This window comes from Labilibaculum filiforme, assembly GCF_002843315.1.
GTDB classification, from domain to species: Bacteria; Bacteroidota; Bacteroidia; order Bacteroidales; family Marinifilaceae; genus Labilibaculum; species Labilibaculum filiforme.
In genome coordinates, this window is record NZ_MVDD01000018.1 from 1 (window position 1) to 14483 (window position 14483).

General features: G+C 38.9%; 13 protein-coding genes. 1 reads left to right on the forward strand and 12 read right to left on the reverse strand.

Annotation, left to right across the window (positions count from 1 at the left end; all coding sequences use genetic code 11):
- Positions 1 to 183: 183 nt before the first annotated feature.
- On the forward strand, positions 184 to 567 hold the full coding sequence (locus BZG02_RS17040; RefSeq protein ID WP_101262960.1) for a hypothetical protein: 384 nt from the start codon (positions 184 to 186) through the stop codon (positions 565 to 567).
- A 134-nt stretch (positions 568 to 701) separates the two neighbouring features.
- Here the strand turns inward: BZG02_RS17040 and BZG02_RS17045 are convergent, their stop codons facing one another.
- From BZG02_RS17045 to kce, 12 genes are all read right to left on the reverse strand, one after another.
- On the reverse strand, positions 702 to 1694 hold the full coding sequence (locus BZG02_RS17045; protein WP_101262961.1) for an electron transfer flavoprotein subunit alpha/FixB family protein: 993 nt from the start codon (positions 1692 to 1694) through the stop codon (positions 702 to 704).
- Between the two features lie 143 nt (positions 1695 to 1837).
- Positions 1838 to 2623, reverse strand: coding sequence for an electron transfer flavoprotein subunit beta/FixA family protein (locus BZG02_RS17050; protein ID WP_101262962.1), 786 nt, complete (start codon positions 2621 to 2623; stop codon positions 1838 to 1840).
- Positions 2624 to 2775: 152 nt separating this feature from the next.
- Positions 2776 to 3915 carry an acyl-CoA dehydrogenase gene (locus BZG02_RS17055; protein WP_101262963.1) on the reverse strand — a complete coding sequence of 380 codons (1140 nt, stop codon included), beginning with the start codon at positions 3913 to 3915 and terminating at the stop codon, positions 2776 to 2778.
- 200 nt (positions 3916 to 4115) lie between these two features.
- Positions 4116 to 5321, reverse strand: a complete 1206-nt coding sequence (locus BZG02_RS17060; RefSeq protein WP_101262964.1) for an acetyl-CoA C-acetyltransferase — start codon at positions 5319 to 5321, stop codon at positions 4116 to 4118.
- 150 nt (positions 5322 to 5471) lie between these two features.
- Entirely contained in the window at positions 5472 to 6134 is a 663-nt protein-coding gene (locus BZG02_RS17065; protein WP_101262965.1) for a 3-oxoacid CoA-transferase subunit B, read from the reverse strand.
- 158 nt (positions 6135 to 6292) lie between these two features.
- On the reverse strand, positions 6293 to 7081 hold the full coding sequence (gene kamE / locus BZG02_RS17070; RefSeq protein ID WP_101262966.1) for a lysine 5,6-aminomutase subunit beta: 789 nt from the start codon (positions 7079 to 7081) through the stop codon (positions 6293 to 6295).
- A 172-nt stretch (positions 7082 to 7253) separates the two neighbouring features.
- Entirely contained in the window at positions 7254 to 8807 is a 1554-nt protein-coding gene (kamD, locus tag BZG02_RS17075) for a lysine 5,6-aminomutase subunit alpha (protein ID WP_101262967.1), read from the reverse strand.
- 81 nt (positions 8808 to 8888) lie between these two features.
- Positions 8889 to 10286 carry a lysine 5,6-aminomutase reactivase ATPase KamC gene (kamC, locus tag BZG02_RS17080; RefSeq protein ID WP_101262968.1) on the reverse strand — a complete coding sequence of 466 codons (1398 nt, stop codon included), beginning with the start codon at positions 10284 to 10286 and terminating at the stop codon, positions 8889 to 8891.
- 2 nt (positions 10287 to 10288) lie between these two features.
- On the reverse strand, positions 10289 to 11296 hold the full coding sequence (kamB, locus tag BZG02_RS17085) for a lysine 5,6-aminomutase reactivase subunit KamB (protein ID WP_101262969.1): 1008 nt from the start codon (positions 11294 to 11296) through the stop codon (positions 10289 to 10291).
- Positions 11283 to 12545 carry a lysine 2,3-aminomutase gene (gene kamA, locus BZG02_RS17090; RefSeq protein WP_101262970.1) on the reverse strand — a complete coding sequence of 421 codons (1263 nt, stop codon included), beginning with the start codon at positions 12543 to 12545 and terminating at the stop codon, positions 11283 to 11285. Before kamA ends, kamB begins: the two co-directional genes overlap by 14 nt.
- Entirely contained in the window at positions 12545 to 13579 is a 1035-nt protein-coding gene (gene kdd, locus BZG02_RS17095) for an L-erythro-3,5-diaminohexanoate dehydrogenase (protein WP_101262971.1), read from the reverse strand. Before kdd ends, kamA begins: the two co-directional genes overlap by 1 nt.
- Before the next feature lie 69 nt (positions 13580 to 13648).
- Positions 13649 to 14473, reverse strand: a complete 825-nt coding sequence (kce, locus tag BZG02_RS17100) for a 3-keto-5-aminohexanoate cleavage enzyme (RefSeq protein ID WP_101262972.1) — start codon at positions 14471 to 14473, stop codon at positions 13649 to 13651.
- Between the last annotated feature and the right edge of the window lie 10 nt (positions 14474 to 14483).

Genomic DNA, 14483 nt, shown 5'->3' on the forward strand with positions numbered 1-14483 from the left:
TTGATAGATATCATAACAGAGATCATCAAGGCATCGATAGGAAGAAGCCGTTTATAATCTATAATATGGCAGCTTAAATTCAACTTAGAAAACAGAAATCTTGGTCCAACAAAACGAGGGTACTATATCCTTAGCGAGAAACCTGACAGGTTAAATGAACGAAACGTAAATCAACCTGTCAGGTTGAATGATGAAAATACACCTATCCATTTAAAGGCAATACACCAACATTTCTCGAATTTATTCAACGCCTACTCCAAATATATCAATAGTAAATACCAACGAACAGGCTCACTTTTCGAACGCCCTTTTAAAAGAAAACTAGTAGATGACGAAACTTATTTTCGAACACTGATTTTATACATCCACAACAATCCCATTCATCATGGTTTTACGGATATGGCGATTGATTATCTGTGGAGTAGTTACCTGACTTGTTTATCGGACAAACCGACCAAGCTAAAACGAAAAGAGGTAATGGAGTACTTCGATGATGAAGCCAATTTTAAATTCATGCACCAGCAACAGGTCGATTTTATAAAGATAGATGAATGGTTGGAAATTTAGATTGATAAATTCCAACCTGACAGGTTTATTTACATGATATACTTAAACCTGTCAGGTTTTTATCCTAAAAAAAAGACCCATCCGATAGAAATCGAACAGGTCTTTTCAACAAGTAGTTAGTAGTGTGACTATTTTTATTTTTTCAATCTCTCGGTTAGCTTTTTAATGATTTGTTTAGCGTCCCCAACGATACCCAAATCGGAAACCTGAAAAATTGGTGCGTATTTGTCTTTGTTTACGGCAATAATTAAATCGGAATCTTCCATTCCGGCAACGTGCTGAATGGCTCCTGAAATACCGAATGCGAAGTATAAATCGGGACGAACCGTTTTTCCTGTTTGTCCTACCTGACGATCGTGACCAATATAACCTGCATCGACCATAGCACGAGAAGCTGCAACTTCTGCATCCAATGTTTTTGCCAATGCATCCATTGCTTCAAAACCTTCTTTATTTCCAATTCCACGACCACCCGAAACCAAAATTTTAGCTTCGGTAATATCGATTAGATTGTTGTCTTCTTTTACAGTCTCCAACAACTTCACACGAAACTTAGCAGTATTAAATTTCACTTCGTAGTTTACGATAGCTCCGGTACGATTTTCGTCGGCATCCATTGCGAACAATACACCCGGACGAACCGTTCCCATTTGCGGACGGTGGTTCTTACAAACAATGGTCGCCATCAGGTTTCCACCAAAAGCAGGACGAGTCATTAACATTTCGCCTTTTTCGCCGATCTCAATTTTGGTACAATCGGCAGTTAAGCCAGTGCCAACACGAGCAGAAACTCTTGGCCCCAAATCGCGACCTAAAGTGGTTGCCCCAATAAATAAAGATTCTGGTTTTCTATCAGTAATAATTTGACAAATTGCCTGTGTATATGGCTCAGTAGTGTATTCTTTCAATTCAGGAGCATCCACAACAATTACCTCATCGGCACCACGAGCAATTAAGCGCTGCGCCTGTTCGGCAATTCCGTGACCCAACAACATGGCGTACACCTTATCGTTCAACTCATTGGCTAATTTTCGAGCCTGTCCTAATAATTCTAAAGCTACGTTCTGAATTACCCCTTCACGTTGTTCTATGAAAACGTATATGCCTTTGTATTCCTCTAATTTCATGATCAATTACGAATAAGTAATTACGAATAAATAATTACGAATTACGGAAACTTCTACATTTGGCTTATCAATTTCAAATGACAGTCTAAAACCCACATCTGCTTGACAACTCGTAATTCGTAATTTATAATTTGTAATTGTTTCTAGTTTAGAATGAATTTCTCTTTTAACTTCTTGATGATGATTCCTACGGCCTCATCGGTACCCACTTCGTACAATTCACCTGCTGGTTTTAAACCACGTGCAAATGCTTTGTATACGCTTGTTGGTGATCCTTTCAATCCAAGATCTTTCTCATCCACTTCAATTTCGTTGAATCCCCAAACCTCCACTTCTTTTTGATAGGAATCGACAATACCGCCCACATTCATGTAACGAGGTGTATTTGCGGATGAAAGAACAGTAACCACGCAAGGAGCTTCCACTTCTAACATTTGGTATCCATCTTCGATATGACGTTTCATGGTAAAAGTCTTATCTCCGTCGAATTTTAAATCTTCCAAATACGATACCTGAGGCAAATCCAAATGCTCAGCAATTTGAGGACCAACCTGAGCGGTATCTCCATCAATCGCCTGACGACCTGTGATCAAAAGATCGAATTCAATCTTTCTTAATGCACCAGCCAAAGCGTGTGAAGTAGCCAAAGTATCTGCTCCTGCAAATTTCCTGTCCGTTAAATGAATTGCGCGATCCACTCCCATGGCATAAGCCTCACGAAGAATCAAATCGGCCTGAGGTGGTCCCATAGTAATCACAGTTACGTGAGCACCTTTTTCATCTTTTAATTGCAATGCCATTTCCAAACCACTTTTATCATCAGGGTTCATAATACTTGGCACACCGTCGCGAATCAAAGTTCCCGTTGCCGGATCTATTTTTATTTCGGTTGTATCCGGTACCTGTTTAATACAGACAACTATTTTCATTTTTTATAATTTTTGTATCCGAAAGATTTCTTTTGTTTCACCCCTAAATCCCCTAAAGGGGACTTTTCATTTACATTTTTTAAGCCCCTTTAGGGGTTTGGGGTATAATGCAAATGTTTTTTGATCTCTTTCTAGTTGACACCTATTAATCATTACTTCAGCATATTCGCCGAAATCACCATTTTCTGAACTTCGGATGTTCCTTCGTATATTTCGGTGATTTTTGCATCACGCATCATACGCTCCACAGGATATTCTCTGGTATAACCATATCCTCCGTGAAGTTGAACTGCCTTATTGGTTACCTCCATTGCCGTTTCAGCAGCATACAATTTAGCCATCGCAGCATCTACCGAATAAGGAAGTTTAGCGTCTTTTTTATAAGCCGCTTTGCGAACTAACATCCGAGAAGCTTCGGTTTTGGTATTCATATCAGCCAACTGAAATTGTGTGTTTTGAAAAGCTGAAATCGCACGACCAAATTGCTTTCTTTCCTTCACATATTTTACAGTTTCGTCGATAGCTCCCTGAGCAATACCCAAAGCCTGAGCGGCGATACCAATACGACCACCATCTAAAGTTTTCATTGCAATGCCAAAACCCTTGTTCAATTTTCCCAATAAGTTTTCCTTAGGAACCACACAGTTTTCGAATATCAATTCGCAAGTTGCGGAACCACGAATCCCCATTTTCTTCTCCTTTTTACCGATAGAGAAACCAGGAGTATCTTTTTCAATAATAAAGGCACTAATACCACGTGTTCCCTGCGATTTATCAGTCATTGCTAAAATCACATAAACATGAGCAAAACCGGCATTGGTTATAAAAATTTTGCTTCCGCTGATGATATAATTATCCCCATCTTCCACTGCAATAGTCTGTTGTCCTGCAGCATCGGTACCCGCGTTAGGTTCTGTTAAGCCAAAAGCTCCAATCCACTCTCCCGAAGCAAGCTTAGGAAGGAATTTTTGTTTTTGTTCCTCTGTTCCGAACTCTAAAATAGGCGCCGCACACAAGGAAGTGTGAGCCGATACAATAACCCCTGTGGTTGCACATACTGCCGACAATTCTTCCACAGCCATCGAATACATTACATTACTTCCGCCTGCGCCACCATATTGCTTTGGAATCGGAATACCCATAATTCCAATTTTGGCCATTTTCTCGACCGTTTCCGCTGGAAATCTTTCCAAATCGTCTACTTCAGCCGCCAAAGGCTTTACTTCCTTCTCAGCAAAATCTTTAATCATTTGCTGGAACAATTCCTGTTCTTTTGTTAAGCTAAAATTCATTCCTTAAATATAGATTTCAGATATGAGATTTTAGATGTTAGATTTATTCACATCTCACATCCGGTGCCTCATATCTAATCATAAGTTATATATCTTTCTAAATAATCTCTGAACTAAAACCACAGATAAGTTGAAATATAAGATTCAAAATATTAAGTGCAAGAATTTCTCCTATCTCACTTCTAATATCTCACTTCTCCTTACACATTTTTCAAAATAATTGCAGTACCCATTCCGCCACCAATACAAAGAGAAGCCAAACCGTATTGTTTTCCGGTACGTTTCATTTCGTGAATTAAACTTACGGTAATACGAGTTCCTGATGCTCCAATTGGATGACCTAAAGCAATTGCGCCTCCATTCAAATTGCATTTTTCTGCAAAGAAATCGGGACTTACAGAATGATCTTCACACAATTGTTTCATCACTCCCAGGGATTGAGCCGCAAAAGCTTCATTCAATTCCAGCACATCCATTTGCTCCAATTTCATGTTCGCTTTTTTCAACACCTTTTCAATTGCAGGAACAGGTCCCATTCCCATAATTGAAGGATCAACACCACCCTGACCGGTAGCTATAATCTCGGCAAGAGGAGTTAAACCAAACTCTTTAACCGCTTCCTCGGAAGCAACCATTACAAAAGCAGCACCATCGTTAATACCAGAAGCATTACCTGCAGTTACACTTCCATCCTTTTTAAAAGCCGGACGTAAACCTGCTAATTTGTCAAGGCTAGTGCCACGATTAACAAATTCATCTGTATCAAAAATGATTGTTTCTTTGCGAGATTTAATTTCTACTGGAACAATTTCATTTTTAAACCTACCATTATCTATTGCACTCATTGCTTTTTGCTGAGAAGCAAACGAAAATGCATCCTGCTCTTCGCGGGTTAAATTATATTTACTAGCAATATTTTCGGCAGTTATTCCCATGTGGCATCCTTCAAAAGCATCTGTTAAACCATCAAAAACCATGTGGTCAATTGCTTTTAAATCCATCATTTTATGTCCGCCACGAACAGTTCCCGGCATCACAAAACCAGCATCCGACATGTTCTCTGTTCCTCCGGCAATAATCAAATTTGCTTCGCCGGCTTTAATATTAGCATAAGCCAAATTAATTGTTTTCATTCCCGAACCACAAATCATGTTGATACCATATGCAGGTACTTCCTGAGGAATTCCAGCTTTAATAGATGCCTGACGGGCAATTCCCTGACCTTGACCAGCCGACAGAATATTACCAACAACAACTTCATCAATTCTGGAGGTATCCACTTTTGTTTCTTGGATGATGTTTTTAATAACAGTTGCTGCCATATCAACAGCTTTAACTGGAGTTAATGCTCCTAAAAATTTTCCGATTGCAGTTCGTTTCGCTGCAACAATATATACTTTGCTCATATCTTTTTTAGATTTGAGATGTGAGATGAAAGATGTGAGATATAAAAACCGAGATGTAAGACCTGAAATTAAAACCATTCGTTTTTACGACTATCCAATTTCTTAAATCTAATACCTCATGTCTAGTATCTCATATCTATGTTCTCATATCTAATTTTTACGCATTTCAATTAAATCAGTCGCAATAATTAATTTTGCTTCGGTAGCTTCCTGAATTTGCTCAATAGTAAACTCTGAATTTATTTCTTTTAAAAGAATCCCTTCAGGAACAATTTCCATAACACCCATTTCGGTAATAATCATATTTACCTGGCCTGCAGCAGTTAAAGGAAGGTTACAATTTGTCATGATTTTATGACTTCCTCGTGCGGTATGTTCCATAGCAAGAATCACTCGCTTGGCTCCAACGATCAAATCCATGGCTCCACCCATTCCTGGAGTTTTTTTCCCTGGAATAATCCAGTTTGCCAAGTTTCCCTTTTCGTCAACCTGGAGAGCACCTAAAATAGTAACGTCAACATGTCCACCTCTAATAATTCCAAAAGAAACCGAACTATCGAAGCTACTAGCGCCATTTTTACAAGTAATATATCCACCTCCTGCATTCACAAAATCAGGATCTTCTTCTCCTTCAGCAGGAGCAACACCCATTCCTAGCAATCCATTCTCCGATTGTAAAATCACATTCACTTCTTCAGGAACGTAATTTGGGATAATCGTTGGCAAACCTATTCCAAGATTTACTACATCGCCATCGTGTAATTCGAGAGCAGCTCTTCTAGCAATTACCTCTCTAATTTCGTTTTTATCCATGTGAAATTTATTTAGATATTAGATTTAAGATGTGAGATATTAGATTAGAGAAATTATTTACGAAAAGAAATCTATTCTTATCTACCAAAACAGAGAAGAACCAAAAAATCCAATTTCCTTTTTATCTCTTATCTCGCATCTCTTATCTCCTACTCTTCTTATTTATTTAATCGTCTGCTTAACTCCTGAGCCGCATAAGATGCAACATCATCGGCATATTTGTTCATTCCAAAACCGGCATCGTAACCCAATTCTTTTGCAAGCTCATGAGAAATACGTGGTCCGCCACAAATCAAAATTACCTTTTCGCGTAATCCTTCCGCTTCCATTAACTCCACCAGTTCAACAAGGTTTTTAATGTGAACATCTTTTTGAGTTACTGTTTGCGATACCAGCAAAACATCTGCCTGAAACTCTATTGCTTTCGCAATAAACTCCTCATTTGGCACCTGACTTCCCATGTTTAAAGCTTCCATCATTTCGTAACGCTCCAAGCCATAGTGTCCGGCAAAACCTTTCATATTCATAATAGCATCGATACCAACGGTATGTGCATCGGAGCCAGTGCTAGCTCCCAAAATACGAATCGGGCGACCAATATTTTCTTTAATAAAATCGTCCGTTTCGTGCATATCCATAGCCGTAGCTTCCACTTTAGGAACTGTAATTCCTGTAAAATCGACAGTATGAATACAATTGCCATAGCAATTAAAAAATGTGAATCCTGCCATCAACTCCTGCACATATACCACCTGAGGATTTTCAAAACCCATTTTCCTCATCATTTGCTTGGCAGCTTCTATAGCCTCATCGCCTTTGGCTACCGGCAAAGTAAAACTCACCTGAGTTTTACCATCGTTCATGGTATCCCCGTAAGGCTTGATCTTGGTTAGATCTAATGTTTTATCGAATTCGTTGGAATCGGTTGAATAAAGACCTCCGCTCATTTTTATATTTTTTATAGATGTGAGATTTGAGATATTAGATGTGAGATAACTCTATATCCATAACTCCCATTTCTCATGTCTCATTACTATTATAAGATGTTAGATTCAATATGGAGATTAAAAAAACAAAAGCGTTTCTCTTATCTCATGTCTTATATCTCAAATCTAATTTTTACTTTTTATGCAATAATTCAATAAACGGATTAAAGTAGTTGCTTCCTTTTTCCACAACTCCAGCTAAACCTTTACCGCCATTTTTCGGACGTTTGATATCCGCAAATATTCCTTTTTCGAGTGCTGTAAACAATCCTTCTTTTTCGATTTTCACTACCAATTCGGTTGCATCATCCAAAACTTTTGCTGCTCGCTGACGAATAATTCCGCCTTCTTTAAATTCCATTTCGTCGCCAATACTCTTCATATTTTTAAAGATGTATTTTGCATTCTCAATAGAAAGATATCTGTCGGACATGAATGGGGTGTGAATTGCTTCGGTAAGCATTCCCAATAATTGAATTCCTTGTCCGGTCCAAATTGATATTTGATTGAATAATGCATCCTGAACATGACCTTTAAACACATTTCCAGTCATGAATTTAGTCGGAGGCATATATTTTAGAGGTGCTTTTGGGAAAATTTCCCTAATCATCTGAGCTTGTGCCAGTTCGTACAGGAATCCATTCTCCAAATCAGGAGTCATTTCGAATGCATGACCCAATCCCATTTGCTCTTCAGGAATACCTGCAACCAAAGCCAACTGCTCATTAATAAAATCGGAAGCTAACACGGTGTGCGCCTCGTCAAAAGCATCCGCAGTAGTTAGGTAGTTATCTTCTCCGGTGTTGATAATAACACCCGCAAAACCATTCAATAATCTAGAGAAGTACTGATCAACAATAGTACGTTGCATGTTAATATCTCGGAAAAGAATACCATACAATGCATCGTTCAACATCACGTCTAAACCTTCAATTGCTCCCATAGCGGCAATTTCGGGCATACATAAACCAGAGCAGTAGTTACACAAACGAATATAACGACCTTCTTCTTCGCCCACCTTATCCAAGGCAGTACGCATAATTCGGAAATTCTCTTGTGTGGCAACAGTTCCGCCGAAACCTTCGGTGGTTGCACCATAAGGAACGTAATCCAATAAACTTTGTCCGGTAGTACGAATTACCGCAATAATATCGGCACCCTGACGAGCGGCAGCTTCGGCCTGAACAACATCTTCGTAGATATTTCCAGTAGCCACAATCACATATAAATATGGTTTAGCACCTTCGCCAATTGTATTCAGGTAATTATCTCTTTTCGCTTTACGATCCTTAATTACCTGTATGCTTTTCATCACAAAAGGTTGAATTGCCTTGCGAATTTCTTCGGTAGAATGAACCGGAATGCTTGTTAAATCTAACTGACCTACAGCAATTTTCTCGGCAATTTCCTGAGGGTTTAAGCCTGTTTCGATAACAGCATTTCCCAAAAAGAACATTACACCTTCGCTCAACACTCCTTTTTCCTGCAATTCATCTACAAGAACATTTGGCAATGGCACCTCATTCTTATCCACACCATCGATTCCCAAAAGACGACACAAAGTACGCTCAACTGCAACAGTCGAGTAGTTGTCTACGAATTTTTGAACATCGTCTGCAATTCGCTTCGACACCTCTTTGGCGTAACCAACTTTTTCAAAGTCAAGACCTAGTTTACTCCTCATCATTTCTTCCTTATTATGATTTAAGAATTATGAATTATAAATCGAGAAATGGTATCGCACAATTCATCATTTATAACTAATAACTCAAAATTTATTCTTACTCGCTAATTGGTCCTGCGCTCGTTCAATTATCTCTTTATCGATTCCCAATAAAGATGCAATTCGAAGCGCTTCGTGAGGAACTTCCCCTTCAAAATCCTCTACCAATGAATAATCCATATAACTGTTAATATTTTTGTGGGTGATTACATTTGCACCCAAATCCTTGTCCAGCCCTTTCACTCGAAGTTTTCTGAATTTAGATTTTAAACCACTGTAATGAGTGGTTATTACGCTTTTTACTTTTGCATCGTAAAAAATATCTGCTACTGCATTCACAATAGCTAATCCTTCTACCGGGTTTGTTGTTCGAGCCAATTCATCAATTAAAACCAAAACATTTTTCTGATTTTTAGACTCCTTTACCATACTGCTCACCTTCAACATTTCCGATGCGAACGAAGACAAACCATTCATTTCCGATTGCTCATCGCCAACCGAAATCAATACCTTATCGACAATACTAATTTGAGCAAATGCTGCCGGTACAAAAAAGCCAAATTGAAACAAATACTGACAGAGAGCAAGCGTTTTTAGCACCACCGTTTTTCCTGCCATATTAGCTCCGGTAATTATACAAACCGATTGTTCAAGCTCAATATCAACCGCTTGATATTCTTTCGACTGAACTGCCAAATCATGCTTAATCATTGGATGAAAAACACCCCGATAGCTTGTTTTGTCTTTGCTTATTTCGCCTTTACTAAACTGTAGTTTTTTTGCCTGCGCCGCTTTCGCGATCAACAAGTCCAAGTGAGCCAATTGTTGCAGTGCATTTGCCAAGTCGGTTCCATGTACCGAAATTTTAGTACACAATTCCTCGCGAACTTTTGCCTCAATTCCCTGCATCTTGGCAAACAAAGCCTCTATATCTTCATCCGATTCTCCATTTTTACTTTTAGATCGTTTTAACTCTATACGAGCTTCTGCCAATTCCTTCGAGTAATTATCGTAGATGTAAAAAGATGGAATTTTTGTATTTTGAGGATCCAACAAACGAACCAGCGGACTTAAATCTGGAATTTTCAGAAAAATAGAATTTCCCTCTTTCTGAAGTGCTGCTATTTCCTGAGCCACTAAGGCAAAAACCTTTATTTCGAACAACTCCACATCATCGAGCACTAAATTTCCAATTAAATTATTCACGCTTCCGCTGATATCACGCAAGTGCGCCAATTTATTTTGAATTTTAGCAATCAAATCGGAATGCCATTCCAGAGCTTTCACTACCCGATCCACCAAGTTTAATTCTGCAGTAATTTCCTTTTCGCAGCTCATCATTTTAGAATCCAACAGGTAACGTCTTCCCATTGGAGATCTCAAATCAAGATCTTCCATTAGAAACTGCAATCCGCTTGTATGTGCTACTACTTCTCGAAACATTACTACAACTTTTTTATATCGTAAACCGGTACATTCACTTTCTCCTGCAATGCACTTTTCAACTCCTCCGAATTTAATCGGTAACCATCGGGCGAAACCGGATTAATGCATATCGCTATTAAATTCGTTTTATTCAAAACCTGAATACTTCCACCTCGCTTAACAAAAGCATAATAGGTTTCAGGCTTGGCAAAAACTTTGGTAAAATCTCTTACAATCAAGTTGATTTCAGAAATTTGCTTCTGATTTTTTAGAAATTCTAAAAACTGATCCGTTACTGCACCACTCACAAAAAAGCGATTGCCATATTGAAAAAGTTTGTCTTTGTCTTTTTGAATCAACAAAACAGAAGTTATTCCTGTATCCTTTATATTTCCTTCCGAATCTATTGCCCAAATGCCATTATCTACTTGTGATAATTGAGTTTTCAGATTCATTTCAATTTCCTGCAATCGAATTAAATCGTACACATATTTAGTTTTGTAAACCAATTGTGTAATATTTGCCGAAAGAGCTGCTCCTGTTGCCAAAATCATGGCTTCGGTTACTGCAGGCGATCCTATACTTTTGCGAGACAAAGCACCATCCACAATAGTTAGCTCTACTCCTTTATTTTTTAAATCAGCAATTAACTCCTTAATAGAATGATTACTTACAGGTCCCGATAAAAGAACCTTGCCTCTACTTAATGCTTTTGCGCTTACCAATCGACCTAAACTGGTTGATTGAGTGGAAACATCTATAATTTCAGAAACCAGCTTTCGCTGCCTGTAATGCAATTCCGAAGTCACAAAAATCATCCCTTCGCTAAGCTCAATTTCCGGCTTATTGGTTTTAGTCACTTGATCGCGGTTTTCACCATCAATACCAATCGACGTAAGTGCAATTTGTTTATGGCTGCCTCGAAGTCGAGACAGCACATAATTTAAACACTCGGTTTTCCCGGTATTCTTCTCAAGTCCTACAATCGAAAGACTTCTATAATTCGCTATGTCGTTAAGAAACGGCATCTATCTTTTTATTTCTGTCTTTACGTGCCAAATGATCTGGCTCAATTGATAACCTATCGCCGTGCAATAAAGAAGCAACTCCTTCGCGTTCCTCATTCATAGCACAATCAGGACAAGTACATTTATTTTCGTAATGAGTAGGTTCGGTGTAAGTAGTAATTACCCCTTCAAAATTCCTTAGAACAATTTTTCCTGGACTTTGCGAGATAACATACTGTGGCATCACCGGAGTTTTTCCTCCTCCACCTGGAGCGTCTACCACAAAAGTTGGTACTGCAAAACCCGAAGTATGCCCACGAAGATTCTCAATAATCTCTATTCCTTTTGATACTGGAGTTCTAAAATGCTCCAATCCCATCGATAGATCGCATTGATAGATATAGTAAGGACGAACTCGGTTCATCACTAAATTGTGCATTAACTTTTTCATGATATGAACACAATCGTTCACCCCCTTTAAAAGCACCGACTGGTTTCCCAAAGGAATACCTGCATCTGCCATACGAGCCAATGCACTTTTTGCATCTTCGGTCATTTCATCCGAGTGATTGAAGTGTGTATTCAACCAAATTGGATGATATTTTTTCAACATATTTACCAAATCATCGGTTATCCGTTGTGGTAAAACAACAGGTGTACGAGTTCCAATTCGGATAATCTCAACATGAGGAATGTCTCGCAAACGGCTAATGATATATTCTAGCTTATCATCACTAATTAGCAAAGCATCGCCACCAGAAAGAACAACGTCTCTCACCTGTGGTGTATTCGCGATGTACTCAATTGCTTTCTCGATATTATCTTGTGGCGTGGAAGCATCGGACTGGCCGGCAAAACGACGACGAGTACAATGACGACAATACATCGAACACATATCCGTAATCAAGAACAACACACGATCCGGATAACGATGAGTTAAACCAGGAACTGGAGAATCCTCATCCTCGTGCAATGGATCCAAAAGATCTGCATCGGAAAAATGCAATTCTGCAGCTGTTGGTATTGCTTGCTTACGTATCGGACAATGTGGATTTTCCTGATCAATCAGAGTCAGATAGTATGGAGTAATAGCCATACGCAAGGATGCTAATGATCTACGAATTCCTTCTTCTTCCTCTTCAGTCAAGCTAATATATTTCTTTAACTGATCTAGTGTTTCAATACGGTTACGAACCTGCCATTTCCAGTCATTCCACTGAATATCGGTTACCTCAGGAAACATGTCTCTGCGTCTGTCGTTATTAGTCATTACACGTATAATTTTTCGAACAATTCTCTAATTCCTTTTGATTTTCTGATAATATCTAATGTTAGGTCGGCATGCCCAATTGCATAACCATTCCCTACAATCATGTCAACATCTTTACCAACACCTTCGGCTCCAAGAGCGGCCTTGCTAAATGATGTTGCCATAGAGAAGAAGTAAACACAACCTCTGTCTTTGGTAATTAAAATAGACGACATCTCGGTAGAAGCTACATTTACATTGTTGATAACCACATCGCATCCTTCCTCACCAGTAATTTCAGTCACTCTTGCGTAAACATCCATTACATCGGTTGCATCGCCAACCAAAACATCGGTTGCTAAACCAAGATCTTTAATTCGCTGTGCATTTTCTTTCGAATACTCCACAACAATTACTTTTCCTTTGGCTCCAACTTTCTGCATCGCTTGGTAGCAACAAAGTACTCCCGATTTTCCACCACCACCGATGATACAAACCGTGTTGCCTTCTTTCACCAAGCGATCCACCTGTGCAGGTGCACCAGCAACATCAAGAGCCGCTAAAGCTAACTTCTCAGGTAAATCGGTAGGAAGAACAGCATACAAACCACTTGCAAATAAAATAGCTTGAGCATCTACATCCACCTGATCGTTTGACAGGTTAATATTTGTCACTTTTTTGATATTTAAAGGAGTTAAGGATAAAGAAACCAGTGTGGCAATTTTATCTCCAACTTTTAAATCCTGATTTGGGAAATTAGGACCAACAGCCTTAACCGTACCAATCAACATTCCCCCCGAACCCGTTACCGGATTTTGCATTTTTCCACGCTCAGCAACAATGGAAAGAATCATTTCTTCCATTTTTACTTTATCTGCTCCACAAGCACCCTTTATTTGGGTAAAACTTGCCGAATCAATATTTAATGTTTGCACATCAATTAAAACCTCATTATCGAAAATCGACATGTTGTTATCCAACTTTTGAGCTGGTTGTGGAAGAGTACCCTTTGGTTCAAGTACCCTGTGCGTTCCGTATTTATTTCCTTTGTTCATTTCCTTTTATAGATATGAGATATTTAGATGTGAGATATGAGTACATTCCGTCATATCCCCCGTCTAATCCTATTTTTTCTTTAATCCTAAAATTTCTCTTGCCTCGGCTGGCGTAGCAATCTCTCGGCCTAATTCTTTCGCCAAACGAACTACTTTCTCTACCAACTGACCATTCGATTCTGCAACAATCCCTCTCGATATCATTGTATTATCTTCGAATCCAACTCGCACATGACCACCATCAATAATAGCAGCTACCGCCAATGGAAATTCGAAACGACCAATACCAGCAACCGTGTAAGTTGCATCGGCAGGAATGCTTCCTCTTAAGAAAACGAAATCGCGAAGAGTCCCTGAAATTCCACCATTCACTCCCATTACAAAATCGAAATGCATTGGTGATTTAATAAAACCTTTCTTATTTAAACGAAGCGCCATGTCGATCATCGATTTATCGAACACTTCCAATTCTGGTTTAATTCCCCTATCGATCATTTTTTCGCCAAAATACTTAATGGTATTTTCTGTATTCTCGAAAATCTCGTCGCCACCAAAATTCAGGGTACCACAATCTAAAGTTGCCATTTCTGGATTCAACTCAGTTGGCTGTAATCTCTCATCGTTAGTCATGCCAACAGCACCTCCTGTTGAAGGCTGAATAATTACATCCGGATATTTCGCATGAATTGCATCCATCACCATTTTAAAACGATTCTTATCCTGAGTTGGAGTTCCATCATCAGTTCTAACGTGAAGATGAATTATACTAGCTCCAGCTTTATAAGCCAAACCAGCTTCACGAACACACTCTTCAATTGTATAAGGAACATTTGGATTGTGCTCTTTAGTAACCTCTGCGCCACAAATGGCTGCTGTAATGATCAGTTTTTCCATGGCTTTCTAT

Bases quoted from the DNA above. Each gene is read 5' to 3' on its own strand.
- BZG02_RS17045 (WP_101262961.1), bottom strand. From the start codon at position 1,694: ATGAAATTAGAGGAATACAAAGGCATATACGTTTTCATAGAACAACGT.
- BZG02_RS17050 (WP_101262962.1), bottom strand. From the start codon at position 2,623: ATGAAAATAGTTGTCTGTATTAAACAGGTACCGGATACAACCGAAATA.
- BZG02_RS17055 (WP_101262963.1), bottom strand. From the start codon at position 3,915: ATGAATTTTAGCTTAACAAAAGAACAGGAATTGTTCCAGCAAATGATT.
- BZG02_RS17060 (WP_101262964.1), bottom strand. From the start codon at position 5,321: ATGAGCAAAGTATATATTGTTGCAGCGAAACGAACTGCAATCGGAAAA.
- BZG02_RS17065 (WP_101262965.1), bottom strand. From the start codon at position 6,134: ATGGATAAAAACGAAATTAGAGAGGTAATTGCTAGAAGAGCTGCTCTC.
- kamE (WP_101262966.1), bottom strand. From the start codon at position 7,081: ATGAGCGGAGGTCTTTATTCAACCGATTCCAACGAATTCGATAAAACA.
- kamD (WP_101262967.1), bottom strand. From the start codon at position 8,807: ATGATGAGGAGTAAACTAGGTCTTGACTTTGAAAAAGTTGGTTACGCC.
- kamC (WP_101262968.1), bottom strand. From the start codon at position 10,286: ATGTTTCGAGAAGTAGTAGCACATACAAGCGGATTGCAGTTTCTAATG.
- kamB (WP_101262969.1), bottom strand. From the start codon at position 11,296: ATGCCGTTTCTTAACGACATAGCGAATTATAGAAGTCTTTCGATTGTA.
- kamA (WP_101262970.1), bottom strand. From the start codon at position 12,545: ATGACTAATAACGACAGACGCAGAGACATGTTTCCTGAGGTAACCGAT.
- kdd (WP_101262971.1), bottom strand. From the start codon at position 13,579: ATGAACAAAGGAAATAAATACGGAACGCACAGGGTACTTGAACCAAAG.
- kce (WP_101262972.1), bottom strand. From the start codon at position 14,473: ATGGAAAAACTGATCATTACAGCAGCCATTTGTGGCGCAGAGGTTACT.